This is a genomic window from Burkholderia sp. MSMB1588 (genome assembly GCF_001546925.1).
Classification (GTDB): Bacteria; Pseudomonadota; Gammaproteobacteria; order Burkholderiales; family Burkholderiaceae; genus Burkholderia; species Burkholderia humptydooensis.
The window spans coordinates 2138829-2162099 of the sequence record NZ_LNJS01000001.1 but is presented as its reverse complement, the minus strand read 5'-3'; the positions used below and the strand labels follow the sequence as shown (position 1 = coordinate 2162099).

Annotated in this window: 18 protein-coding genes and 1 tRNA gene; 10 read left to right on the top strand and 9 right to left on the bottom strand. The window is 69.5% G+C overall.

The window, feature by feature from the left end; all coding sequences use genetic code 11:
* Window positions 1-26 precede the first annotated feature (26 nt).
* The 5 genes from WS92_RS21540 to WS92_RS21520 all read left to right on the top strand — a co-directional run bounded on the left by WS92_RS21540 (window position 27) and on the right by WS92_RS21520 (window position 3851).
* Window positions 27-521, top strand: a complete 495-nt coding sequence (locus WS92_RS21540; protein ID WP_006026152.1) for a BCAM0308 family protein — start codon at window positions 27-29, stop codon at window positions 519-521.
* Between the two features lie 96 nt (window positions 522-617).
* The gene (locus WS92_RS21535) at window positions 618-851 is read left to right on the top strand and encodes a DUF2188 domain-containing protein (RefSeq protein WP_059934621.1); all 234 of its coding nucleotides are present in this window, start codon (window positions 618-620) and stop codon (window positions 849-851) included.
* 81 nt (window positions 852-932) lie between these two features.
* Window positions 933-1451, top strand: a complete 519-nt coding sequence (locus tag WS92_RS37245) for a carboxymuconolactone decarboxylase family protein (protein WP_308411156.1) — start codon at window positions 933-935, stop codon at window positions 1449-1451.
* Window positions 1452-1753: 302 nt separating this feature from the next.
* Window positions 1754-1830, top strand: a tRNA-Asp gene (locus tag WS92_RS21525).
* An 86-nt stretch (window positions 1831-1916) separates the two neighbouring features.
* On the top strand, window positions 1917-3851 hold the full coding sequence (locus WS92_RS21520; protein ID WP_015602446.1) for a SurA N-terminal domain-containing protein: 1935 nt from the start codon (window positions 1917-1919) through the stop codon (window positions 3849-3851).
* 230 nt (window positions 3852-4081) lie between these two features.
* Here the strand turns inward: WS92_RS21520 and WS92_RS21515 are convergent, their stop codons facing one another.
* Window positions 4082-4756 carry an arylesterase gene (locus WS92_RS21515; protein ID WP_006026156.1) on the bottom strand — a complete coding sequence of 225 codons (675 nt, stop codon included), beginning with the start codon at window positions 4754-4756 and terminating at the stop codon, window positions 4082-4084.
* Between WS92_RS21515 and WS92_RS21510 the strand changes: the two genes are divergently transcribed.
* Window positions 4755-5471 (top strand): ABC transporter ATP-binding protein, encoded by a 717-nt coding sequence (locus WS92_RS21510; RefSeq protein WP_059934622.1) that lies wholly within the window; start codon window positions 4755-4757, stop codon window positions 5469-5471. The two genes, WS92_RS21515 and WS92_RS21510, sit on opposite strands and share 2 nt — an antisense overlap.
* A 70-nt stretch (window positions 5472-5541) precedes the next feature.
* On the opposite strand, the gene pgi is transcribed toward WS92_RS21510, so the two are convergent.
* The 3 genes from pgi to WS92_RS21495 form a co-directional block, all read right to left on the bottom strand.
* Window positions 5542-7164 carry a glucose-6-phosphate isomerase gene (pgi, locus tag WS92_RS21505; RefSeq protein ID WP_059934623.1) on the bottom strand — a complete coding sequence of 541 codons (1623 nt, stop codon included), beginning with the start codon at window positions 7162-7164 and terminating at the stop codon, window positions 5542-5544.
* A 101-nt stretch (window positions 7165-7265) separates the two neighbouring features.
* Window positions 7266-8861, bottom strand: a complete 1596-nt coding sequence (locus WS92_RS21500) for an NAD(P)H-hydrate dehydratase (protein ID WP_059934624.1) — start codon at window positions 8859-8861, stop codon at window positions 7266-7268.
* A gap of 45 nt (window positions 8862-8906) precedes the next feature.
* Window positions 8907-10211 carry an FAD-dependent oxidoreductase gene (locus WS92_RS21495; protein WP_059934625.1) on the bottom strand — a complete coding sequence of 435 codons (1305 nt, stop codon included), beginning with the start codon at window positions 10209-10211 and terminating at the stop codon, window positions 8907-8909.
* 220 nt (window positions 10212-10431) lie between these two features.
* On the opposite strand from WS92_RS21495, the gene purL reads away from it, so the two are divergent.
* Window positions 10432-14532 (top strand): phosphoribosylformylglycinamidine synthase, encoded by a 4101-nt coding sequence (gene purL / locus WS92_RS21485; RefSeq protein ID WP_059934627.1) that lies wholly within the window; start codon window positions 10432-10434, stop codon window positions 14530-14532.
* Between the two features lie 129 nt (window positions 14533-14661).
* On the opposite strand, the gene WS92_RS21480 is transcribed toward purL, so the two are convergent.
* The 5 genes from WS92_RS21480 to WS92_RS21460 all read right to left on the bottom strand — a co-directional run bounded on the left by WS92_RS21480 (window position 14662) and on the right by WS92_RS21460 (window position 18458).
* Window positions 14662-15441 (bottom strand): peptidylprolyl isomerase, encoded by a 780-nt coding sequence (locus tag WS92_RS21480; protein ID WP_015601097.1) that lies wholly within the window; start codon window positions 15439-15441, stop codon window positions 14662-14664.
* 24 nt (window positions 15442-15465) lie between these two features.
* Complete coding sequence (locus WS92_RS21475) at window positions 15466-15780, bottom strand: BolA family protein (RefSeq protein ID WP_059934628.1); 315 nt, start codon at window positions 15778-15780, stop codon at window positions 15466-15468.
* A 2-nt stretch (window positions 15781-15782) separates the two neighbouring features.
* Window positions 15783-16313 (bottom strand): septation protein A, encoded by a 531-nt coding sequence (locus WS92_RS21470; protein WP_015600398.1) that lies wholly within the window; start codon window positions 16311-16313, stop codon window positions 15783-15785.
* A 97-nt stretch (window positions 16314-16410) separates the two neighbouring features.
* Window positions 16411-16842: a peptide-methionine (R)-S-oxide reductase MsrB gene (msrB, locus tag WS92_RS21465; RefSeq protein WP_059934629.1), complete on the bottom strand. Its 432-nt coding sequence runs from the start codon at window positions 16840-16842 to the stop codon at window positions 16411-16413.
* A 50-nt stretch (window positions 16843-16892) separates the two neighbouring features.
* A complete protein-coding gene (locus WS92_RS21460) occupies window positions 16893-18458 on the bottom strand; it encodes a protein adenylyltransferase SelO (RefSeq protein ID WP_059934630.1) in 1566 nt (521 codons plus the stop codon).
* Between the two features lie 128 nt (window positions 18459-18586).
* On the opposite strand from WS92_RS21460, the gene WS92_RS21455 reads away from it, so the two are divergent.
* From WS92_RS21455 to pncA, 3 genes are all read left to right on the top strand, one after another.
* The gene (locus tag WS92_RS21455) at window positions 18587-20227 is read left to right on the top strand and encodes a 3-(methylthio)propionyl-CoA ligase (RefSeq protein WP_059934631.1); all 1641 of its coding nucleotides are present in this window, start codon (window positions 18587-18589) and stop codon (window positions 20225-20227) included.
* 223 nt (window positions 20228-20450) lie between these two features.
* On the top strand, window positions 20451-22535 hold the full coding sequence (locus WS92_RS21450) for a 3-hydroxyacyl-CoA dehydrogenase NAD-binding domain-containing protein (protein WP_059934632.1): 2085 nt from the start codon (window positions 20451-20453) through the stop codon (window positions 22533-22535).
* A 38-nt stretch (window positions 22536-22573) separates the two neighbouring features.
* The gene (gene pncA / locus WS92_RS21445) at window positions 22574-23212 is read left to right on the top strand and encodes a bifunctional nicotinamidase/pyrazinamidase (protein WP_059934633.1); all 639 of its coding nucleotides are present in this window, start codon (window positions 22574-22576) and stop codon (window positions 23210-23212) included.
* Window positions 23213-23271: the final 59 nt, after the last annotated feature.

Below are 23271 nucleotides of genomic sequence, written 5' to 3'. Positions count from 1 at the left end.
TTCGGCATCATGCAAGGAGCGTCTCCATGAACCGTCGCACGCGGCCTTTCAAGGCAGGCAGTCACGAAGAGGTCTATCCTGGCCTCGCGCAAGATCCCTATGCGATGCGTCGCAAACTGCACGAGCCGACGGTGTGCCCCACCTGCGGCGCGGTCTTCAGCGCCGGGCGCTGGCAGTGGCTCGCGCGTCCCGACGGCGCGCACGAGCATCTATGCGGCGCCTGTCGGCGCAGCGCGGAGAACATGCCGGCCGGCTATCTCCATATCGACGGGCCGTTTGCGAGCGAGCATTGGTCCGAGCTGCTCCAGTTGCTCCGCAGTCGCGAGGAACAGGCGCGGGCCGAGCATCCGATGCAGCGGATCATGTCGATCGACACGGACGACGGCGCGACGGTCGTGACCACGACCGATGTCCATCTGGCGCGCAATCTCGGCTCGGCGCTGAAGTCCGCGTATCAGGGCTCGCTCGACCTGAAATACAGTCCGGACGAGCAGCTCGTGCGGGCGTATTGGCGTCGATAGCGACTCGCGGGCGTCGCGTGTGCGCCGCCCGGGGCCCCGGGGCGAGCCGCACGTTCGAAGGGGTTCCAACCATTCGCTGTCGGGTGTGGAGGCAACATGCCGTGGACCGTCGATCGCTATCCGGCGTCGATGCGCAACATGACGCCCTGGGTGCGCGACAAGGCGATCGAGATCGCCAATTTGCTTCTTCTTTCTTTTGGGCGGTTGCTGCGTCTCGGCGCGTTGAGTTCGGCGATTCGGCGTTCGTGGATGCCGCCTGCCGCCTCTCGCGCGATGGTTCGGCTCCAGGTGCGCCCACACGTGAACTTCCGATGCGCCGCGCCGTGTTGACATGCGTCAATCGGCAGCGCGCCCGCCCGCCGACAATCGGTTCGTGGCGAACGCATCGTCGCGATTCGGCCGTGCCGCGCAATGGTTTTGCCGGGGCTTGCCGGGCGCGCGCCGGCATCGGCGAGCGCGCGATGCGTGGCGCGGACATGCTGCGGCCGGCCTCGACGGGCCGCATGGAGACCGATGATGAGCAAGACCTATCCCGAGCAATATCACGAATTTCAACTGACGCTGGGCAAGCTGGCGAACAGCCCGCTCGGGCCGACGCTCGACGGATTCTCCCGGATGCATCAGCCGGCGCTCGCGGCCGGCGCGATCGACGAGCGCGGCAAGCGGCTGATCGCGCTCGCGATCGCGGTTGCGACGCAATGCGACGATTGCATCGGCTACTACGTGCACGAAGCATTGCGCGCGGGCGCATCCGATCACGAGATTCTCGACGCCGCGGGCGTCGCGGTGATGATGGGCGGCGGGCCGGCCGTCGTCTATGCGTGTCACGTCTACGAGGCGCTCGAGCAGTTTTCGGCCGCCGCGGCGGAGCCGCCCGTGCCGCCCGATGCGGTGCTGGCCGGCACGGCGACTGTCGACGATCCCGATTGAGCGTCACGGTTTTTCGCCCGTGTGTCTTCGTGGTCGGCGGGCCGCCGGCGCATGGTGGGCGAAGACGCCGCGAGAATGCCGAGGCGGCTGCGCGACCCGCGCCGAAGTTTCGGGCCCGAGAACCTGAAGTTTATCGATCGTGATCTGCAGGCACGTCGATATTGCGTGCAGGCGACAACTTCGGATACCATTGCAGATTGGCCGCGCTGTCGCGGTAGCTGCTGGGCCCAGCCGGGCGCGCCTTCGATCGGCGCCTCGGCGCGCCGCAAGGTTGCGCGTGCCCTGCACGCAAGCAAGACCAAGGAGCGGTAGTTCAGTCGGTTAGAATACCGGCCTGTCACGCCGGGGGTCGCGGGTTCGAGTCCCGTCCGCTCCGCCATCATCCCGAAAGGCGAACTCCGGTTCGCCTTTTTTCTTGCCTGCTGTTGTAATATCGGGCGTTTTGTCCAGTTCACGCCGTCACGCATGCTCGATTTCTTTCGCAATCACCAGCGCCTGATGATGTTCTTCCTGCTCCTGATCGTGCTGCCGGGGCTAGGGATCGTCGGCATTCAGGGTTTCCGTGGGTTCTTCGACGAAAACGCGAACGTCGCGGCCGTCAACGGGCACAAGATCACGCGCGCCGAATTCGACGGCATGCTGCGCCAGCAGGTCGACCAGGCGCGCCAGATGCTGGGCGCGCAGTTCGACGCGAAGGCGTTCGATACGCCGGAGCGCCGCCAGCAACTCCTCGACGGGCTGATCCAGCAGCGCGCGCTCGCCGACGAGACGCAGCGCCTGCATCTGACCGCGTCGGACGGCGCGGTGCGCCAGACGCTGTTGAGCGACCCCGTGATCGCGTCGCTGAAGAAGCCGGACGGCTCGTTCGACGCCGAGCGCTACACGCAGATGCTCGCGATGCAGGGCATGACGCCCGATCAATACCAGGAGCGCGTGCGCTACAACCTCGCGCTGCAGCAGATTCCGGCCAGCATCGTGGCGAGCGCGTTCACGCCGAAGAGCATCGCGCGCCGCCTGACCGAACTTGCCGAGCAGCAGCGCGAAGTGCAGCCGATGGTGCTGAAGCCGGCCGACTACGCGGCGAAGGTGCAGCCGACCGACGCACAGATCTCCGCCTACTACGACGCGCACAAGCAGGCGTTCGCGACGCGCGAGACGGCGACGATCCAGTATCTCGTCTACTCGCAGGCGGCGGCCGTTGCGGCGGCGCAGCCGAGCGACATCGACATCAAGAAGTACTACGACGACAACATCGCGCACTACCGCACCGATGCGCAAGTGCGCGTGAGCCATATCTTCATCGCGGCGGCGAAGGACGCGAGCGCGGCCGACAAGGCCGCCGCGAAGGCGAAGGCCGAGCAGTTGCTCGCCGAAGTGAAGGCGCACCCGGACCAGTTCGCGCAAATCGCCGAGAAGAACTCGCAGGACGCGCCGTCGGCGGCGAAGGGCGGCGATCTCGGCTTCATCACGCGCGGCTCGACGGCGGGCGGCGCAGCGTTCGACGATGCCGCGTTCGCGTTGAAGAAGGACGAAGTCAGCGGCGTCGTGCAGGGCGACTTCGGCTTTCACATCCTGAAGGCGACCGACGTGAAGCCGGCCGTCGTGAAGCCGCTCGCCGAAGTGAAGGATTCGATCGCGGCGGACCTGAAGCAGCAATTCGCGGCGAAGGCGTTCGCCGACAACGCGGAAGGCTTCACGTCGACCGTCTACGAGAAGGCGAAGAGCCTGCAGCCCGCCGCCGACAAGTACAAGCTGACGATCCAGACCGCGGCGGTGTCGCCGCAGCCGAACCCGGCGCTGCCGCCCGACAGCCCGCTCAACAACGCGAAGTTCCTCGCGGCCGTGTTCGCCGCCGATTCGGTGAAGAACGGCAACAACACGCAGGCGATCGACGTCGGCAACAACACGCTGATCGCCGCGCGCGTGACGAATCACCAGCCGTCGACCGTGCCCGCGCTCGACGCGATCAAGGACCGGGTGCGCGCGAAGGTGGTTGCCGACGAGGCGGCGCGTCTCGCGAAGCAGGACGGCGAAGCGAAGCTCGCGGAGCTGCGCAAGTCGAAGTCGACGGCGGGCTTCGCCGCGGCCGACAAGATCTCGCGCACGCAGGCGCACGGCTTGCCGCCGGCGGCCGTCAGCGCGATCTACAAGGTCGATCCGAAGACGTTGCCTGCCTATGTCGGCGTCGATCTCGGCAACGACGGCTATGCGATCTTCCGCGTGAATTCGGTGGTCGCGGCTGCGCCCGCCGACGATCAGCGTCTCGCGGCCGCTCAGCAGCAGCTCGCGCAGGTGTATGCGCAAAGCGAGACGGAAGCGTATCTCGCGTCGCTGCGCGCTCGCTCGAAGGTCAAGCTGTACGGCTCGACCGCCGGCGGCGCGCAGGACGGCTCGAACTGACGGCGGACGACGGCGCGCCAGCGCGCTCGTTCGAGAAGGAACAGCCCCGCCATCGCGCGGGGCTGTTTCGTTTCGGCGGGTGTGCGGGGCCGGGTGTTCGGGGTCGGGTTTCGCGCCGGGCGATGCGGGGCGCGAAGCCGAAGCGGCTGTCTGACGGCATCGGCCGGTCCGAGACGGTCGACGGACAGACGAATCGCCGCATCGACGCATCGAGCGCCGGCGCGGCGCGGTCAGCGCGCCGACGTCCGCAACAGCGGCTTGAGGGTCGGCCACACGTTGTCGAGCAACTGGCGCTGCGCGGCCTGCGTCGGATGGATCTGGTCGGCCTGGAACATGTCGGGCTTGTTTTCGATGCCGGCGAGCAGGAACGGCACGAGCGGCACGCGCATTTCCTTCGACAGCGCCGTGTAGACGCCGTGAAATTTCTGCGTGTAGTCCGGCCCGTAGTTCGCCGGCACGTACATGCCGACGAGCAGCACCTGCGCGCGTGCCTGCCGTGCCTGCGCGACGATCTCGCGCAGGTTGCTTTCGGTCGCGGCAAGCGGCACGCCGCGCAGCGCGTCGTTCGCGCCGAGCTCGACGACAACGACGGCGGGCTTGAGCCGCGCGAGCGCCGCGGGCAGCCGCGCGCGGCCGCCGCTCGTCGTGTCGCCGGAGATGCTCGCGTTCGCGACGTTATAATCGATTCGCTCGGCCGCGAGGCGCGCGCGCATCAGCGCGACCCAACCCGTGTCGCGCGGCAGGCCGTACTCGGCCGACAGGCTGTCGCCGAGCACGAGGATCACCGGCTTGCTGCCGTTGGCGTTCGGCGCGGGCGCGGCATTCGTTGCGGCGGATGCCGCGCCCGCGAGCGCCACGATCACGGCGAGCGTCGCGCCGACCTTCCAGTGAAATGTGCGTTTCATGCTCAAGATTACCGATCCGATCATCGAAGTGCGGAATGTGTGCAAGCGTGTCGCCGATGCCGCAGGCGAGCTGACAATCCTCGACGGCATCGACCTGACGGTCCGCGCGGGCGAGAGCGTCGCGATCGTCGGCGCGTCCGGGTCGGGCAAGTCGACGCTGCTCGGCCTGCTCGCCGGCTTGGACAGCGCGACCGAGGGCACGGTTCGCCTGTTCGGTCAGGATCTCGGCCGGCTCGACGAGGACGCGCGCGCGGCGCTGCGCAACGGCGCCGTGGGCTTCGTGTTCCAGTCGTTCCAGTTGATGCCGCATCTGACCGCGCTCGAGAACGTGATGCTGCCGCTCGAGCTGCAGGGCGGCGTCGGCGCGCACGAGGCTGCGCAGCGCGCGCGCGCGCTGCTCGAAGAGGTCGGACTCGGCGCCCGCACGGGGCACTATCCGAAGCTGCTGTCGGGCGGCGAGCAGCAGCGCGTCGCGCTCGCGCGCGCGTTCGTCACGCGTCCGGCGCTCCTGTTCGCCGACGAGCCGACGGGCAGCCTCGATGCGGCGACGGGCCATGCGGTCATCGATCTGATGTTCGAGCTCAATCGCGCGCACGGCGCGACGCTCGTGCTCGTCACGCACGATCCGGAGCTCGCGCGCCGCTGCGGGGCGACGGTCGTGCTCGACGCGGGGCATCTGCGCGGCGCGGACCGCGCGCGGCAGCAAGCGAGCTGACGCGGCGCGCGCCCCGAGCCGCACGAGCGCAGCGGCCGCGCTCTCGCCGCCGCCCGCGTGGGCGCATGCGTTATTCGCCCAACGCCTTCCTTGCGCGCGCGATCAGCGCCGACGTCGACGAATCGTGCTTTGCCGGATCGGCCTGCGCGGCCGTCAGGTCCGCCTCGACGACCTTGCCCAGAATCTTGCCGAGCTCGACGCCCCACTGGTCGAACGGATTGATGTTCCACACCGCCGCCTGTACGAGCACCTTGTGCTCGTACAGCGCGATCAGCGCGCCGAGCGTGCGCGGCGTGAGTGCGTCGACGAGAAGCGTCGTCGTCGGCCGGTTGCCGGGGAACGTCAGGTGCGGCGCGAGCTCGGGCTTGGTCGGGCCGGCGATCTTGCGCGCTTCGTCGAGCGTGCGGCCGAGCATCAGCGCCTCGCTCTGCGCGAAGCAGTTCGCGAGCAGCTTCGGATGATGGCTCGCGAGCGGATGCTCGGGCGTGAGCACCGCGATGAAATCGATCGGCACGAGCGTCGGGCCCTGGTGCAGCATCTGGAAGAACGCGTGCTGGCCGTTCGTGCCGGGCTCGCCCCACGTGACGGCGGACGTCGGGTAATCGACGAACGCGCCGTCGATTCGCGCGGACTTGCCATTGCTCTCCATCTCGAGCTGCTGCAGGTACGACGGCAGGTAATGCAGCGCCTCCGAGTACGGCGCGACGAGATAGCTCTGCGCGCCGAAGAAATTCCGATACCAGATGCCGACGAGACCCTGCAGCACCGGCAGGTTGCGCTCGAGCGGCGCGGTGCGGAAGTGCTCGTCCATGTCGTGCGCGCCGGCGAGCAGTTCGTCGAAGCGCTCGGGCCCGATCGCGATCATGATCGACAGGCCGACCGCCGACCACAACGAATAGCGGCCGCCGACCCAGTCCCACATCTCGAACACGTTCGCCTCGGCGATGCCGAACCTGACGACCTCGGCGGGATTCGCCGACACGCCGACGAAGTGCTTCGCGAGCGCGCTCTCCGGGCAGCCGTTCGCGACGAACCAGTCGCGCAGCGAGCGCGCGTTCGTCATCGTCTCGAGCGTCGTGAAGGTCTTCGACACGATGATCGCGAGCGTTTCCTGCGGATCGATCTGCTCGAGCACGCGCGCGAGGTCCGCGCCGTCGACGTTCGACACGAAGTGCGTCGCGATGTCGGGCGTCGCGACGTGGTGCAGCGCGTGGACGACCATCTTCGGCCCGAGGTCCGAGCCGCCGATGCCGATGTTCACGACGTGGCGGATACGCTTGCCGGTGTGGCCTGTCCATGCGCCGCTGCGCACCGCGTCGGCGAAGCGCGCCATTTTCGCGCGCTCGGCCGCGAGCTGCGCGTGAAACGGCGCGTCGGGCGCATTCGCGCGCAGCGCGGTGTGCAGCGCCGCGCGTCCTTCAGTCGGATTCACGGTTTCGCCCGCGAACATCGCGTCGCGGCGCGCCTCGACGCCCGCTTCGCGCGCAAGCTGCACGAGGAGGGCGAGCGTCGCGTCGGTGATGCGGTTCTTCGAGAAATCGGCGGCGAGGCCGCCGCCTTCGAACGTGAAGCGTTCGGCGCGCGTCGGCGCGCGATCGTTGGCGGGGGCGAACCAGTCGCGCAGATGCGCGTCGCGGATCTCTTCGTAGTGCGCTTGCAGCGCGGGCCAAACGGGGAGCGAATTCAGCGTCATGGCAATCAGGAGCGAAACAGCATGAACCGGGGGAGGGCTGCGCCTGCGCGCCGGCGCGCGGCATGCAGGCGGACGAGGAGCCCGCCTGGGCGGCGGGACGATCAGTATAGCGGCGCTTCGCCCGGTGCGGCGGGTCGCGTATAAAACAGCCGATTGACGAGCACGCGCACGGCGGCCGCGAGCTCGCCCGCGGCGAGGCCCGCGGGGCCCGCGCCAGCCGCGCACAGCCGCTCGGCGGCGAGCCCGTGCAGATAGACGCCGGCAAGCGCCGCTTCGTAGCGCGGCATGCGCTGCGCAAGAAACGCGCCGATCAGGCCGCCCAGCACGTCGCCCGTGCCGCCCGTGGCGAGCGCCGCGTTGCCGGTCGGATTGATCGCGATACGGCCGTCGGGCGCCGCGATCACGGTGCCCGCCCCCTTCAGCACGACGACCGCCGAAAAGCGCGCGGCGAGCGCGCGCGCGGCGGCGATACGGTCGCGCTGGACGGCGGCCGCGTCGGTGGCGAGCAGGCGCGCGGCTTCGAGCGGATGCGGCGTGAGGACGGCGGCGTCACCCGCGCGGCCGCGCGCGGCGAGCGCGTCGGCGAGCGCGGGCGTGTTCGCGATCAGGTTCAGCGCGTCCGCATCGACGAGCTTCGGCGCATCGAGCGGCAGCAGCGCCGCGAGCGTGCGCGCGGCCCGCTCACTCGCGCCGAGCCCGCAGCCGATCGCGAGCGCGGTGAGCGACGCGCTCGGCAGCGCGTCGGCCGGATGCAGCATCAGCTCCGGATACGGCGGATCGTACGGCGGCGCGCCCGCGCCGACAAAGCCGACGTGGACCTTGCCCGCGCCCGCGAAGAGCGCCGCGCGCGCGGCGAGGATCGGCGCGCCGCACATGCCCGTGTCGCCGCCGACGATCGCGATGCTGCCGTACGTGCCCTTGTGCGACGCGAACGCGCGCGGCGGCAGGCGCGCATCGAAGAGCCCGGGTGCGTTCAGCCGGATCGCGGGCGCGGGCGGCTCGCCGAGATCGAGGGGCGCGACGTGAATCTCGCCCGCGAGGTCGCGCCCGTCGCCGGTGTAGAGGCCGGGCTTCGCGGCGATGAACGACAGCGTGTCGGTGGCCGCGACGGCGCTCCCGCCGCCGACGCGCGTGCCGGTGTCGCTGTCGAGGCCGCTCGGCACGTCGAGCGCGAGCACGCGGCCGGTGCGCCGCGCGCGCGCCGCGATGCGCTGCGCGATCGCGGCGAACGCGCCGTCGAGCGGCCGCGCGAGCCCGATGCCGAACAGGCCGTCGACGAGCCAGCCGTAGCCGTCGAACGATTCGGGCGCCGCCTCGTCGATCGGCACGTTCGCCGCGCGCGCGCGCTCTAGCGCCCAGCGCGCGTCGCCGGGCTTCACTTCGATCGGCATCCAGGCGTCGGCCGCGAAGCCGAGCCGGCGCAGCTCGGCCGCGGCGACGAGCGCGTCGCCGCCGTTGTTGCCGGGGCCGACCGCGAACCAGACGGGCCGCGGATCGCTGACGAGCCGCGCCGCGAGCCATTGCGCGGCCGACTTGCCCGCGCGCTCCATCAGCGTGTGGGGCGGCAGCGCGGCGGCCGCCGCGGTTTCGATGTCGCGCAGCTCGGCGATGGTCAGAAGCGGCTCGCTCGCGTGAAGCGGCGGCAAGTCGAACGGTTCGGACGAATGGGGCAGGGGGGAATCGGCGGACAGGATCATGGGCGGCTCGCGATCACGCGCCGCCCGCGCGCGGCGGCAACGGCGTCAGGTGGCAAAGCGCTCCGCGCGCAGCGCGGCGAGCGTGTCGGCGGGCACGCGCTGCGCGCTGCCGCCGAGGTCATCTGCCACCACTTTAGCAGACCCGAACGCGAGGCCCCAGCCCGCCGGGCCGTGGCCGAAGTTGACGAAGACCCGCGGATCGGCGGTCGGCCCGACGACGGGCAGGCCGTCCGGCGACAGCAGCTTCGCGCCTTGCCACGCGCGCGCGGCGGAGATCTTCGCGGTGCCGGGCAGCCAGTCGTGCGTCGCCTGGCCGAGGAGGGTGAGCGCCGCCTCGGACAGCGGCTCGGGCAGCGGCCGCGCGAGATCCCGCGCGCTTTGCAGCACGGCGCCGCCGCCGATCCGCAGCCGCTGGCCGAGCCGCGTGATCGCGATCCGCTTGACCGAGTCGACGATGCTCAGATGCGGCGCGTGCTCCTCGTACGCGAGGGGCGCCGTCAGCGTGTGGATGCGCACCGGATGCAGCGGCGCGCGCACGCCGAGCGGCTCGACGAGCGCGAGGCTTTCCGTGCCCGCCGCGACGACGATCGCGTCGGCCGAGATCACGTCGACTTCCTTCGATTTCGCCGCGCGCGGATCGGCCGGGTCGGGCGCGAGCTCGACGGCCGCGCGCGTCGCGTCGGTGCGGATCGCGGCGACCGCGCGGCCGAGCCGGAACTGCACGTCGCGCTCGTCGAGCACCTGCTTGACGAGCTTCGCGAAGAGCGGGCAGTTCGCGGTGCGCTCCTGCGCGAACAGCACGCCGCCCGCGAACGCGGGATCGGCCGGCATCGACGGCTCGAGCGCCGCGCACGCGTCGGGCGCGAGCGTCTCGTAAGGCTGGCCGAGGTCGCGCATCAGGTCGAGCGCGGGCTGCGTCGCGTCCCATTCGGCCGCGTCGCGCACGACGTGCAGCACGCCGCTCTTCTGTTCGAATTCGAGACCGAAGCGCGCTTCGACGTCGGCGATCGCCTCGCGCGACAGCTCGACGAGCGGCCGCAGCCTCGCGTACTGCGCGGCGAACGCGGCGGGCTCGCGCAGCGCGTCGAGGCGGCGCGTGAAGCGCCGCAGCGCGCCGTCGAGGCCCGGCTTGTAGACGACGCCGCTCTTCTGCGCGCGCCGCTCGCGCATGAAGGTCGGGCCGAACCAGACGTCGAGCGGGGTCGGCAGCAGCGTGCCGCCCTGACCGTAGGTCGCGCCTTGCGCGACCGTCGCGTGGCGCTCGACGACGCACACGCGATGGCCGGCCGCGCGCAACTGGTAGGCGGTGGCGATGCCGGCGATGCCGCCGCCGATGACGATTACATCCATGTTCGATTCGATGTCGGGCGCCGCATACGGCCCGATTGAGGATCTTGCGTGGCGGGCCGTGCGCGGCCCGGTGAAGCGCGCATGATAGCGCCAAATGAAGCGCGCCGGCCGATGCGGCGCGCGCGGGCGGCCGTTCGGCGGGCGACTTCCGGGTATAATTACGGCCTTCCTTACGCCCCACGTCGCCAGCTTGCGCGACTCATCGACGTCAGTCCAGCCCATGGCTCACTTCTCGTGTTTTCCCGGTGCTTCGGCGCTTTCCGATTTCCGTCAAACCCGCCTGCTCGACGCGCTCAAGCAAATCGACGGCGACATCGTCGCGGTTCGCGGCCAGTATCTGCATTTCGTCAACGCACATGAGCCGCTCACCGCGGACGACGACGCGCGCATCGGCGCGCTGATGCACTACGGCGCGCCGTTCGAGCCCGCCGCGGAGAAGGGCGCGATCGAGACCTTCGTCGTGCTGCCGCGCTTCGGCACCGTCTCGCCGTGGGCGAGCAAGGCGACCGACATCGCGCAGCACTGCGGCCTCGCGCGCGTGCGCCGGATCGAGCGCGGCATCGAGTTCACGGTGACGCTGAAGGCGGGCCTCCTCGGCGTCGGCGCGAAGAAGGCGCTCGCCGCCGACGCGCGCGCGGCGGTCGCGGCCGCGCTGCACGACCGGATGACCGAAAGCGTCGTCGCGTCGCGCGACGACGCGCGGCACCTGTTCGACGAACTGCCGGCGAAGCCGCTCGCGACGGTCGACGTGCTCGCCCGCGGCCGCGCCGCGCTCGAGCGCGCGAACGTCGAGCTCGGCCTCGCGCTCGCCGACGACGAGATCGACTACCTCGTCGACGCGTTCAAGAAGCTCGAGCGCAACCCGACCGACGTCGAGCTGATGATGTTCGCGCAGGCGAACAGCGAGCACTGCCGTCACAAGATCTTCAACGCGCAGTGGACGATCGACGGCGAAGCGCAGGACATGTCGCTTTTCGCGATGATCCGCAACACCGAGAAGATGAGCCCGCAAGGCACGATCGTCGCCTATTCGGACAACTCGTCGATCATGATGGGCGCGCAGGCGGAGCGCTGGTTCCCGCGCGGCGCGAACGGCTCGAATGGGCTCGCCAATACGCCCGCCAATGCGCCTGCCGAGCGCTACGGCCGCCATACCGAACTCACGCACACGCTGATGAAGGTGGAGACGCACAACCACCCGACCGCGATTTCGCCGTTTCCGGGCGCCGCGACGGGCGCGGGCGGCGAGATCCGCGACGAAGGCGCGACGGGCCGCGGCGCGCGGCCGAAGGCGGGCCTGACGGGCTTCACGGTGTCGAACCTCGATCTGCCGGGCGCGCGCGAATCGTGGGAAAACGCGCGCGACGCCGCGCGGCCGGCAGGCGCGCGCGACGCGCACGAGCCGCACGCGCCGTACGGCCGCCCGGACCGGATCGCGTCGCCGCTGTCGATCATGATCGACGGCCCGCTCGGCGGCGCCGCGTTCAACAACGAATTCGGCCGGCCGAACCTGGGCGGCTACTTCCGCGTGTACGAGCAGAACGTCGGCGGCCAGGTGCGCGGCTATCACAAGCCGATCATGATCGCGGGCGGCATCGGCAACATCTCGGACGCGCACACGCACAAGCACGACGTGCCGGCAGGCTCCTTGCTGATCCAGATCGGCGGCCCCGGCATGCGGATCGGCATGGGCGGCGGCGCGGCGAGCTCGATGGCCACGGGCGCGAACACGGCCGAGCTCGATTTCGATTCCGTCCAGCGCGGCAACCCGGAAATCGAGCGCCGCGCGCAGGAAGTGATCAACGGCTGCTGGCAGCTCGGCGATCAAAACCCGATCCTCAGCATTCACGACGTCGGCGCGGGCGGCCTGTCCAACGCGTTCCCCGAGATCGTCGACGGCGCGGGCAAGGGCGCGCGCTTCGAGCTGCGCAAGGTCGCGCTCGAGGAGTCGGGCCTGTCGCCGCGCGAGATCTGGTCGAACGAGGCGCAGGAGCGCTACGTGCTGGCGATTTCGCCCGCCGATCTGCCGCGCTTCGAGGCGATCTGCGCGCGCGAGCGCTGTCCGTTCTCGGTCGTCGGCGTCGCCACCGACGAGCGCCGGCTTCAGCTCGTCGACGACGAGGCGACGGGCGCGGCCGGGCATCCGGTCGACATGCCGATGGACGTGCTGCTCGGCAAGCCGCCGCGCATGCACCGCGACGTGAAGCGCGTCGCCGTCGAGCGCGCGGGCGTCGACGTGACGGGCCTCTCGTTCGCCGACGTCGCGCGCGACGTGCTCAGGCACCCGAGCGTCGCGAGCAAGTCGTTCCTCATCACGATCGGCGACCGCACGGTCGGCGGCACGTCGGTGCGCGACCAGATGGTCGGCCCGTGGCAGGTGCCCGTCGCCGATTGCGCGATCACCGCGCTCGACTACGCGGGCTTCGCGGGCGAGGCGATGACGATGGCCGAGCGCACGCCGCTCGCCGTGATCGACGCGCCGGCGTCGGGCCGGATGGCGGTCGGCGAGGCGATCACGAACATCGCGGCCGCGCCGATCGCGTCGCTCGACAAGCTGAAGCTGTCCGCGAACTGGATGGCTGCGTGCGGCACCGAAGGCGAGGACGCGAAGCTCTTCGACACCGTGAAGGCGATCGGCATGGAGCTGTGCCCGGCGCTCGGCATCGGCATTCCGGTCGGCAAGGATTCGCTGTCGATGAAGACGAAGTGGGACGACAACGGTGTCGCGAAGGAAGTCGTCGCACCGGTGTCGCTGATCATCTCGGCGTTCGCGCCCGTCGAGGACGTGCGCCGCCATCTGACGCCGCAACTGCGCCGCGTCGCCGACGTCGGCGCGAGCGTGCTGATCGCGATCGATCTCGGCCGCGGCAAGCATCGCTTGGGCGGCAGCATTCTCGCGCAGGTCACGCAGCAGGTGGGCGACGAAACGCCCGACGTCGACGATCCGGAGGACCTGAAGCGCTTCTTCGCGGCGATCCAGTCGCTGAACGCGCGGAATAAGCTGCTTGCGTACCACGACCGCTCGGACGGCGGTCTGTGGGCGGCCGTCTGCGAAATGGCGTTCGCGGGGCACGCGGGCGTGTCGCTGAACGTCGACATGCTGACGCTCGATGCGCAGCACGAATCCGATTACGGCGACGCGAAGGACTGGGCGAAGCAGACGAGCGGCCGCCGCGAGGATCGCACGATCCGCGCGCTTTTCTCCGAGGAGCTCGGCGCGGTCGTCCAGGTGCGCGCGGCGGACCGCGACGCGGTGCTCGGCGCGCTGCGCGAGCATGGCCTGTCCGCGTGCTCGCACGTGATCGGCGCGGTCAACGAGACCGATGCGATCGAGGTGTACCGCGACGCGAAGAAGATTTACGAAGCGCCGCGCGTCGAACTGCAGCGCGCGTGGAGCGAGGTGAGCTGGCGCATCGCGCGGCTGCGCGACAATCCGGCGTGCGCGGACGCGGAGTACGACGCGGTTCTCGACGCCGGCGATCCGGGCCTCGCGCCGGTGCTGACGTTCGATCCGGCGGAGGATATCGCCGCGCCGTTCATTGCGACCGCGGCGGGTGCGCGGCCGCGCGTCGCGATCCTGCGCGAGCAGGGCGTGAATTCGCATCTCGAAACCGCCTATGCGTTCGACCGCGCGGGCTTCGACGCGCACGACGTCCACATGAGCGACCTGCTCGCCGGCCGCGCGACGCTCGCCGATTTCGCGGGCGCGGTAGCGTGCGGCGGCTTCTCGTACGGCGACGTGCTGGGCGCGGGCGAGGGCTGGGCGAAGACGATCCGCTTCAACGACAGGCTCGCCGACATGTTCGCCGCGTTCTTCGCGCGCCCCGACACGTTCGCGCTCGGCATCTGCAACGGCTGCCAGATGATGTCGAGCCTCGCGTCGATGATTCCGGGCGCGGATGCATGGCCGAAGTTCACGCGCAACAAGTCCGAGCAGTTCGAGGCGCGCTTGTCGTTCGTCGAGGTGCAGAGCTCGCCGTCGATCTTCTTCGCCGGCATGGAAGGCTCGCGGATTCCGGTCGCGGTCGCGCATGGCGAAGGCTACGCGGACTTCTCGCAGCAGGGCGATCAGAGCCGCGTCGCGGTCGCGATGCGCTACGTCGATCATCGCGGCGGCGCGACCGAGCGCTATCCGTTCAACCCGAACGGCTCGCCCGCGGGCATCACGTCGGTGACGACGGCGGACGGCCGCTTCACGGTGCTGATGCCGCACATGGAGCGCGTCCATCGCACGGTGACGATGAGCTGGCATCCGGAAGGCTGGGGCGAGGCGAGCCCGTGGCTGCGCGTGTTCCGCAACGCGCGCCGCTGGATCGGCTAAGCGGCGGCCCGCGCCGCGCGCATTGCCGCCGGCGCTTCGCTTTTTGCGGCAAACAAAAAACCGCTCGGGGGAGCGGTTTTTTTGCGATGCATGGCCGCGCGCGATGCGCGGCGCCGAGGCCGGCGAGCGTTACTGGATCTTCGCCTGCTGGCGCAGGCCTTCCTCGAATGTCTGCAGTTTCTGCTGGACCATCTGCTGCGCGATCTGCTGCTTGACCTGCTCGAACGGCGGCGGCGTGATGCTGCGGACGTCGTCGACGCGGATGATGTGCCAGCCGAACTGCGTCTTCACCGGCGCGTCCGTCATCTGGCCTTTCTGCAACTGCTGCGCGGCCGCCGCGAACTCCGGCACGTACGCCTTCGGATCGGACCAGTCGAGATCGCCGCCGTTCTTCGCCGAGCCCGGGTCCTTCGAGAATTGCTTCGCGAGATCCTCGAACTTCGCGCCGCCCTTGATCTTCGCGATCAGGTCCTTCGCCTGCTGCTCGTTGTCGACGAGGATATGGTGCAGGTGATATTCGCGGCCCCCGGCGTTCTTCACGAGCTCGTCGTAGCGCGCCTTCAGCTCGGCGTCGCTCGGCTGGTTCTTCTTCAGGAAATCCTCGATCAGCGCGCGCAGCACAGCGGTCTGCTGCGCGACGACGATCTGCGCCTTCACGTCCGGGCGATTCGGAATCCCGCGCCTGATCGCTTCCTGCATCAGAATCTCGCGATTGACGAGCTCCTGGCGCACCGCCTGCTCGAGCTGCGGCGTGTCCTGCTGACCTTGCTGGACGAGCTGCGCGATCATCGCGTCTGCGCGCGATTTCGGAATCGGCGTGCCGTTCACGACGGCGATGTTCTGGGCGAAAGCGGGAGCGGCTGCGAGAGCGGCTGCCGCGGCCCACAGGCGGGGAGATTTCAGGATCATCGGGAAGTTCCTAATGAGACGGACTTAATGAGAACGGGAAGACTCGGGATATTCTTCTGGCGTGTACGCAACGATCGCAAGCGCGTGAACGCCGCGCTGCAGGGCGTCGGCGAGCGCATCATACACCAGCCGATGTCGCGCAACGCGGCTCTTGCCGGCGAACGCGGCGGACACGATCGTGACCGTGTAGTGGCCGCCAGCGGCCGCGCCCGCGTGGCCCGCGTGCTGCGCGCTATCGTCGCGCACATGGACCGACGCGGGCGCGAGCGCGGCGGCAAGCCGTGCCTCGATGAGCGCGATGCGCTCGCTCGGCGTGGCGTGCAGGAAGGTGTCGCTCATCGTCACTCGTCCTTCAGGTATTTCGCGAGCCAGAGGCTTTGCAGGATCACGAAGACGACGATCGCGCCCGTCGTGCCGAACAGCTTGAAGTTGACCCACTGCGATTCTGTGAAGTTGTGCACCACGTACAGATTCGTCACGCCGAGCGCCGCGAAGAACGCGGCCCATGCGAGGTTCAGCTTGTCCCAGACCGGCTCGGGCAGCGTCAGTTGCTTGCCCATCATCTTCTCGATCAGGTTCTTGCCGAACGCGTAGCGCGCGGCCACGAGGCCGACCGCGAACAGCCAGTAGAGGACGGTCGGCTTCCACTGGATGAACTTCTCGTCATGCAGCACGAGCGTCGCGCCGCCGAACACGACGATCACGCCGAGGCTCACCCACAGCATTGTGTCGACCTTCCGATGCCGGAACGCGACCCACGCCACTTGCGCGAGCGTCGCGGCGATCGCGACGGCGGTTGCCGTGAAGATGCCCCATAGCTTGAAGGCGGCGAAGAACAGAATGATCGGGAACAGATCGAACAGGAATTTCATGGTGCTCGCGGCTGCGTGGCGGGCGCGTGACCCGCCACCGTTGTAGGGACGCCCCGTCGCGGCGCGCGGGCCGGCCGGCTCCACGGCCGGCGCGGGCTCACTTCCGCTCGGGTTTAGCCTCGAAGTTTAACGCAGCCGAGTTGATGCAGTACCGCAATCCGGTTTTGTCGCGCGGGCCGTCCTCGAACACGTGGCCGAGATGCGCGCCGCACTGGTTGCAGCGCACCTCGACGCGCGTCATGCCGTGCGTGTAGTCCATCTTCTCGTCGATCACCTCGCCGTCGATCGGCATGAAGTAGCTGGGCCAGCCGCAGCCCGAATGGTATTTCGCGCCCGACTCGAAGAGCGCGGTGCCGCAGACGACGCAGTGATAGATGCCCGCGTCCTCGGTGTCCGTGTACTCGCCGGTGAACGGCCGCTCGGTCGCCGCGCGCTGCGTGACCTCGTATTGCAGCGGCGTGAGCCGGCGGCGCAGCTCGGCGTCGTCCTCCTGATACGGATAACGCCGGTCGTCTCGATCTCCTGACATCTTCGATTCTCCTGATGGATTCATGCGCAACGCGCGCGGCGGATGCGGCTTCACGACGAGCAGCTCACTTCGAGCGTGCTCGCCCAGTCGGGCGGCAGCGCGGCGTACGCGTCGTGCTCCGGCTGCTCGTCGAACGGGCGGCGCAGCACGGCCGCAAGGCGCTCGATCTCGGAAAAGTCTTTCTCCTTCGCGCGGCGGATCGCCGTTTCCGCGAGATGGTTGCGCAGCACGTATTTCGGGTTCGAGCGGTTCATCGCGGCCGCGCGTGCCGCGTCGTCGCGCGCTTCTTCCGACAGGCGCGCGCGGTAGAGGTTCGCCCAGCGGTCGAATGCGTCGCGATCGATGAAGAGATCGCGCGCGGGCGCATCGCCGCGCGCGTCGTGCTTCGACACGCGCGCGAGATGGCGGAACGTCAGCGTGAAATCGGCGTGGCTCGCGTCCATGATCTCGAGCAACTGGTTCGCGAGCGCCGCGTCGCCTTCGCGCTCGAGCGCGAGACCGAGCTTTGCGCGCATCGCGCGCTCGAGCGCGGGGCCGAATTGCTCGGGGAAGCGGCCGAGCACCGCGTGCGCGTCCTCGACCGCGCGCTCGGCGCGCGCGTCTTCGCTCGGCGCGTCGCGATCGAGGCCGAAGAGCGGCAAGAGCGCCTGCGCGAGGCAGAAGCAGTTCCAGTGCGCGATGCGCGGCTGCATCCGGTAGGCGTAGCGGCCGTGCGTGTCCGAGTGGTTGCAGACGTGCTTCGCGTCGAACGCGTCGATGAAGCCGAACGGGCCGTAGTCGATCGTCACGCCGAGGATCGACATGTTGTCGGTGTTCATCACGCCGTGGCAGAAGCCCACCGCCTGCCATTGCGCGACGAGCTCCGCGGTGCGCCGCGTCACTTCCGCGAGGAGCGCGAGATATGGATCGTCGGCGTCGCGGCAGGCCGGGTAGAAACGGTCGATCACGTGGTCGGCGAGCGCGCGCAACTGCTCGGGCCGATCGTTCGCGAAGAAGTGCTCGAAATGGCCGAAGCGCACGAAGCTTTCCGCGACGCGCGTGACGACCGCCGACGTTTCGATTTCCTCGCGGATCACCGGCTGGTCCGAGCCGATCACGGTGAGCGCGCGCGTCGTCGGGATGCCGAGGTGGTGCATCGCCTCCGAGCCCAGGAACTCGCGAATCGACGAGCGCAGCACCGCGCGGCCGTCGCCCATGCGCGAATACGGCGTGCGGCCCGCGCCCTTCAGTTGCAGCTCGTAGCGGCGGCCGTCGTGCGCGAGCTCGCCGATCGTGAGCGCGCGGCCGTCGCCGAGCTGGCCCGCCCACACGCCGAACTGGTGGCCCGAGTAGACCGACGCGTATGGCAGCGACGCTGGCGGCCAGTCGCGCGTCGGGTTGCCGCAGAACAGCTCGGCGAAGCCGGGCGCGTCGCGCAGTGCGGGATCGAGGCCGAGCATGCGCGCCGCTTCGTCGGAGAAGCCGACGACGTACGGCGCGGGCAGCGGCGCGGCGGGCAGCCGGGTCAGGAAGGCGCCGCCGAGCTGCGCGAACGCGTCGCCGCGCGGCGCGGCGAGCGTCGCGGCGAGATCGGGGAGAGGGGCGGCCGGTGCGGCTTCGCTTGTGGAAAACGACATATTGCTGATCGGTAAGTTAGCCGATATTGTAAGTCCGCGCCGCGCGGCGCGCTCGAAGCCGTCCGCGCGCCGCCGAGCCGCTTGCAGCAGACCGTATCGGACAAATCACTTCAGGGAGAAGGAAGACGATGGGTAAGCCGTTGCTGGGCCAGATGATGGATATGCCGCTCCTCGTGTCGTCGCTGATCGCGCATGCGGCGCGGCACGCGGGCGACGTCGAGATCGTGTCGCGGCGCGTCGAGGGCGACATCCACCGCTATACCTATCGCGATTGCGAAATGCGTTCCAAACGGCTCGCGCAGGCGCTGATCCGCCTGGGCGTGGGCGTTGGCGACCGGGTTGGAACGCTCGCGTGGAACGGCTACCGGCACGTCGAGGCGTATTACGGGATCAGCGGGATGGGCGCCGTCTGCCATACGATCAACCCGCGCCTCTTTCCCGAGCAGATCGCGTACATCGTCAACCACGCCGACGATCGATACGTCCTCTTCGACCTGAATTTCGCGCCGCTCGTCGACCAGATCGCGCCGCAATGCCCGAACGTGAAAGGCTGGATCGCGATGACGGACGACGCGCATCTGCCGAAGGGCACGACGCCTTATCTCTGCTACGAGACGCTCGTCGGCGCGCAAGACGGCGATTACGCGTGGCCGCTCCTCGACGAGCGGCAGGCGTCGTCGCTCTGCTACACGTCCGGCACGACGGGCCACCCGAAGGGCGCGCTCTATTCGCATCGCTCGATGGTGCTGCACGCATACGGCGCGGCGCTGCCCGACGCGATGGGGCTGTCGTCGCGCGACGCGGCGCTGCCCGTCGTGCCGATGTTCCACGTCAACGCGTGGGGGCTGCCGTACACGGCGGCGCTCACGGGCGCGAAGCTCGTGCTGCCCGGCAAGGACCTCGACGGCAAATCGCTGTACGAGCTGATCGAAAACGAGCGCGTGACGTTCTCGGCGGGCGTGCCGACCGTCTGGCTCGGCCTGCTCGCGTACATGCGCGAGGCCGGCGTGCGCTTCTCGACGCTCGGCCGGGCGGTGATCGGCGGCTCCGCGTGCCCGCCGTCGATGCTCGAGACGTTCGAGGATGTCTACGACGTGCGCGTGATCCACGCATGGGGGATGACCGAGCTGTCGCCGCTCGGCACGCTGTCGAAGCTCAACTGGGCGCAGTCGCAGCGGCCCGTCGGCGAGCAGCGGCGGCTCCTCGAGAAACAGGGCCGGGTGATCTACGGGATCGACATGCGGATCGTCGGCGACGACGGCCGCGAACTGCCGTGGGACGGCGTCGCGTTCGGCGATTTGCAGGTACGCGGCCCGTGGGTGATCGATCGCTATTTCGGGAGCGACGCGTCGCCGCTTGTCGACGGCTGGTTCCCGACGGGCGACGTCGCGACGATCGACGCCGACGGCTTCCTGCAGATCACCGACCGCAGCAAGGACGTGATCAAGTCGGGCGGCGAGTGGATCAGCTCGATCGACATCGAGAACGTCGCGGTCGCGCACCCGGCCGTCGCCGAGGCCGCGTGCATCGCGTGCAGGCATCCGAAATGGACCGAGCGGCCGCTCCTCGTCATCGTCAAGCGCGCCGGCATGGACGTGACGCGCGACGAATTGCTCGCGTTCTATGACGGCAAGGTGGCGAAATGGTGGATTCCGGACGACGTCGTGTTCGTCGACGCGCTGCCGCACACCGCGACGGGCAAGCTGCAAAAACTCAAGCTGCGCGAGCAATTCCGGGACCACGTGCTGCCGACGGCGGTCGACGCGTAGGCGCGCAGCGCACCGCCCGCCGGACGTCCCGCGCGCACCGCCACGCACCGCGCGCCGCGCGGGCCGTCACTAAATTGAACGACCGTTCTTTTTTGTTGTATCCTGCCTCTGTTTCTCGGAAAACGGCGCATCGACCGCACGGCTTGCCCGCCGTTGGCGGACAATGACCGCATCACAAGCTGGCGCCGCCGCACCGGCCGCGCATACGCATGGAGGCAGGCAGATGGCAGTGGACTACACGACTCGCGACGGCGTGGCCGTCATCACGCTCAACAATCCGCCCGTCAACGGCCTCGGCCTGTCGACGCGGCTCGGCATCATGGAAGGGCTCGAGCGCGCGCAACGCGACCCGTCCGTCGCGGCGATCGTGCTCACGGGCGCGGGCCGCGCGTTCTCGGGCGGCGCGGACATCACCGAATTCAACACGCCGAAGGCGCTGCAGGAACCGACGCTGCACACCGTGATCGACGCGGTCGAGGCGAGCGGCAAGCCCGTCGTCGTCGCGATCCACGGCGTCGCGATGGGCGGCGGCCTCGAGCTCGCGCTCGGCGCGCACTACCGCGTCGCGTCGCCCGGCGCGCAGATCGCGCTGCCGGAGGTGAAGCTCGGCCTGCTGCCCGGCGCGGGCGGCACGCAGCGCCTGCCGCGCGCGGTCGGCCTCGAGACCGCGCTGAACATGATCGTCTCCGGCGCGCCCGTGCCGTCCGAGCAGCTCGCCCAAAGCGGGCTGTTCGACGCGCTCGTCGAAGGCGATCTGCTCGATGCGGCCGTCGCGTTCGCACGCAAGGCTGCTGCTGCGAGCGGCCCGCATCCGCGCGTGCGCGACCGCGAGATCGTCCACGAGAACGCGGCGGGCTTCATCCAGTTCGCGCGCAACAGCGCGAAGGCCGTCGCGCAGCATTATCCGGCGCCGCACAAGTGCATCGACGCGATCGAGGCGGGCGTGCTGCAAGGCTTCGACAAGGGGCTCGCGTTCGAGCGTGACTGCTTCGTCGCGCTCGTGCAGACGCCCGAGAGCCGCGCGCTGCGCCACGCGTTCTTCGGCGAGCGTGCGGCGAGCAAGATTCCCGACGTGCCGGCCGACACGCCCGCGCGCGAGATCAAGGCGGTCGCGGTGATCGGCGCGGGCACGATGGGCGGCGGGATCACGATGAACTTCCTGAACGCGGGGCTGCCCGTCACGCTGCTCGAGACGAAGCAGGAAGCGCTCGACCGCGGCGTGGCGACGATCCGCAGGAACTACGACGCGCAGGTGAAGAAGGGCAAGCTCACGCAGGAGAAGCTCGACGCGCGGATGGCGCTCATCCGCCCGACGCTCGCGTACGACGACCTGAAGGACGCCGATCTCGTGATCGAGGCGGTGTTCGAGGAGCTCGGCGTGAAGGAGCAGGTGTTCAGGCGGCTCGACGAAGTAGCGAAGCCGGGCGCGATCCTCGCGTCGAACACGTCGACGCTCGACGTGAACAAGATCGCCGCGTTCACGAAGCGGCCGCAGGACGTCGTCGGCATGCACTTCTTCAGCCCGGCGAACGTGATGAAGCTGCTCGAGGTGGTGCGCGGCGAGCGGACCGCGAAGGATGTGCTCGCGACCGTGATGCAGCTCGCGAAGAAGATCCGCAAGACGGCGGTCGTGTCCGGCGTGTGCGACGGCTTCATCGGCAACCGGATGGTCGAGCAGTACATCCGCCAGGCGCTCTTCATGCTCGAAGAGGGCGCGCTGCCCGCGCAGGTCGACCGCGCGATCGAGAAGTTCGGCTTCGCGATGGGGCCGTTCCGGATGAGCGATCTCGCCGGCAACGACATCGGCTGGGCGATCCGCAAGCGCCGCTACGTCGAGCAGCCGGATCTGCATTACTCGAAGATCGCCGATCGCCTGTGCGAGCAGGGCCGCTTCGGCCAGAAGACGGGCGCGGGCTGGTACGACTACGTGCCGGGCGAGCGCCACGCGAAGCCGTCGAAGCTCGTCGACGAGATGATCGTCGCGTATTCGAACGAGCGTGGGCTCGAGCGGCGCGAGATCGGCGACGACGAGATCGTCGAGCGGCTCGTCTACGCGCTCGTCAACGAAGGCGCGAAGATCCTCGAGGAGAAGATCGCGTCGAGGGCGTCCGACATCGACATGGTGTATCTCACGGGCTACGGCTTCCCGCTCTGGCGCGGCGGGCCGATGCTGTACGCGGACACGGTCGGCCTCTACAACGTCGAGCGCGCGATGCGCGGCTACGCGGCGCGCGCGAACGGCGATGCGTGGCAGATCGCGCCGTCGATCGCCGAGCTCGCGAAAAGCGGGCGCGGTTTCAACGCGTGACGCGCGGCGGCGGCGTCGCCCATTGACGGAGCACCACGATGCAGCGCACCGACGATGTCCTTCTCGTGATCGACGTGCAGAACGATTTCATGCCGGGCGGCGCGCTCGCGGTTGCGCACGGCGACGAAGTCGTGCCGGCGATCAACCGGCTCGCCGCACGCTTCGATTGCGTCGTGCTGACGCAGGACTGGCACCCGCGCGATCACGTGTCGTTCGCGGCGAACCATCCGGGCCGCGCGCCGTTCTCGACGATCGCGCTGCCGTACGGCGAGCAGGTGCTGTGGCCCGCGCACTGCGTGCAACGCACGCAAGGCGCGGCGCTGCACGCCGATCTCGACATCCCGCACGCGCGGGCCGTGATCCGCAAGGGGCACGACGCGTCGGTCGACAGCTACTCGGCGTTCGTCGAAGCCGACCGCAGCACGCCGACGGGTCTTGCCGGCTATCTGCGCGAGCTCGGCGTCAAGCGCGTGTGGTGCTGCGGGCTCGCGACCGACTATTGCGTCGCGTGGTCCGCGCTCGACGCGCGCGCCGCGGGATTCGACGCCGCCGTGATCGAGGACGCGTGCCGCGCGATCGATCTCGACGGCTCGCTCGCGCGCGCATGGGCGTCGCTCGCGGCGGCGGGCGTCGCGCGCGTGCGGGCGGCCGACGTCCATCCCGGCGTCAATTCGTAGCCGCCGTCATTCATTTCATCGCCTATCGATCCACAGAATTCAGATTCAGAATCAGGAGA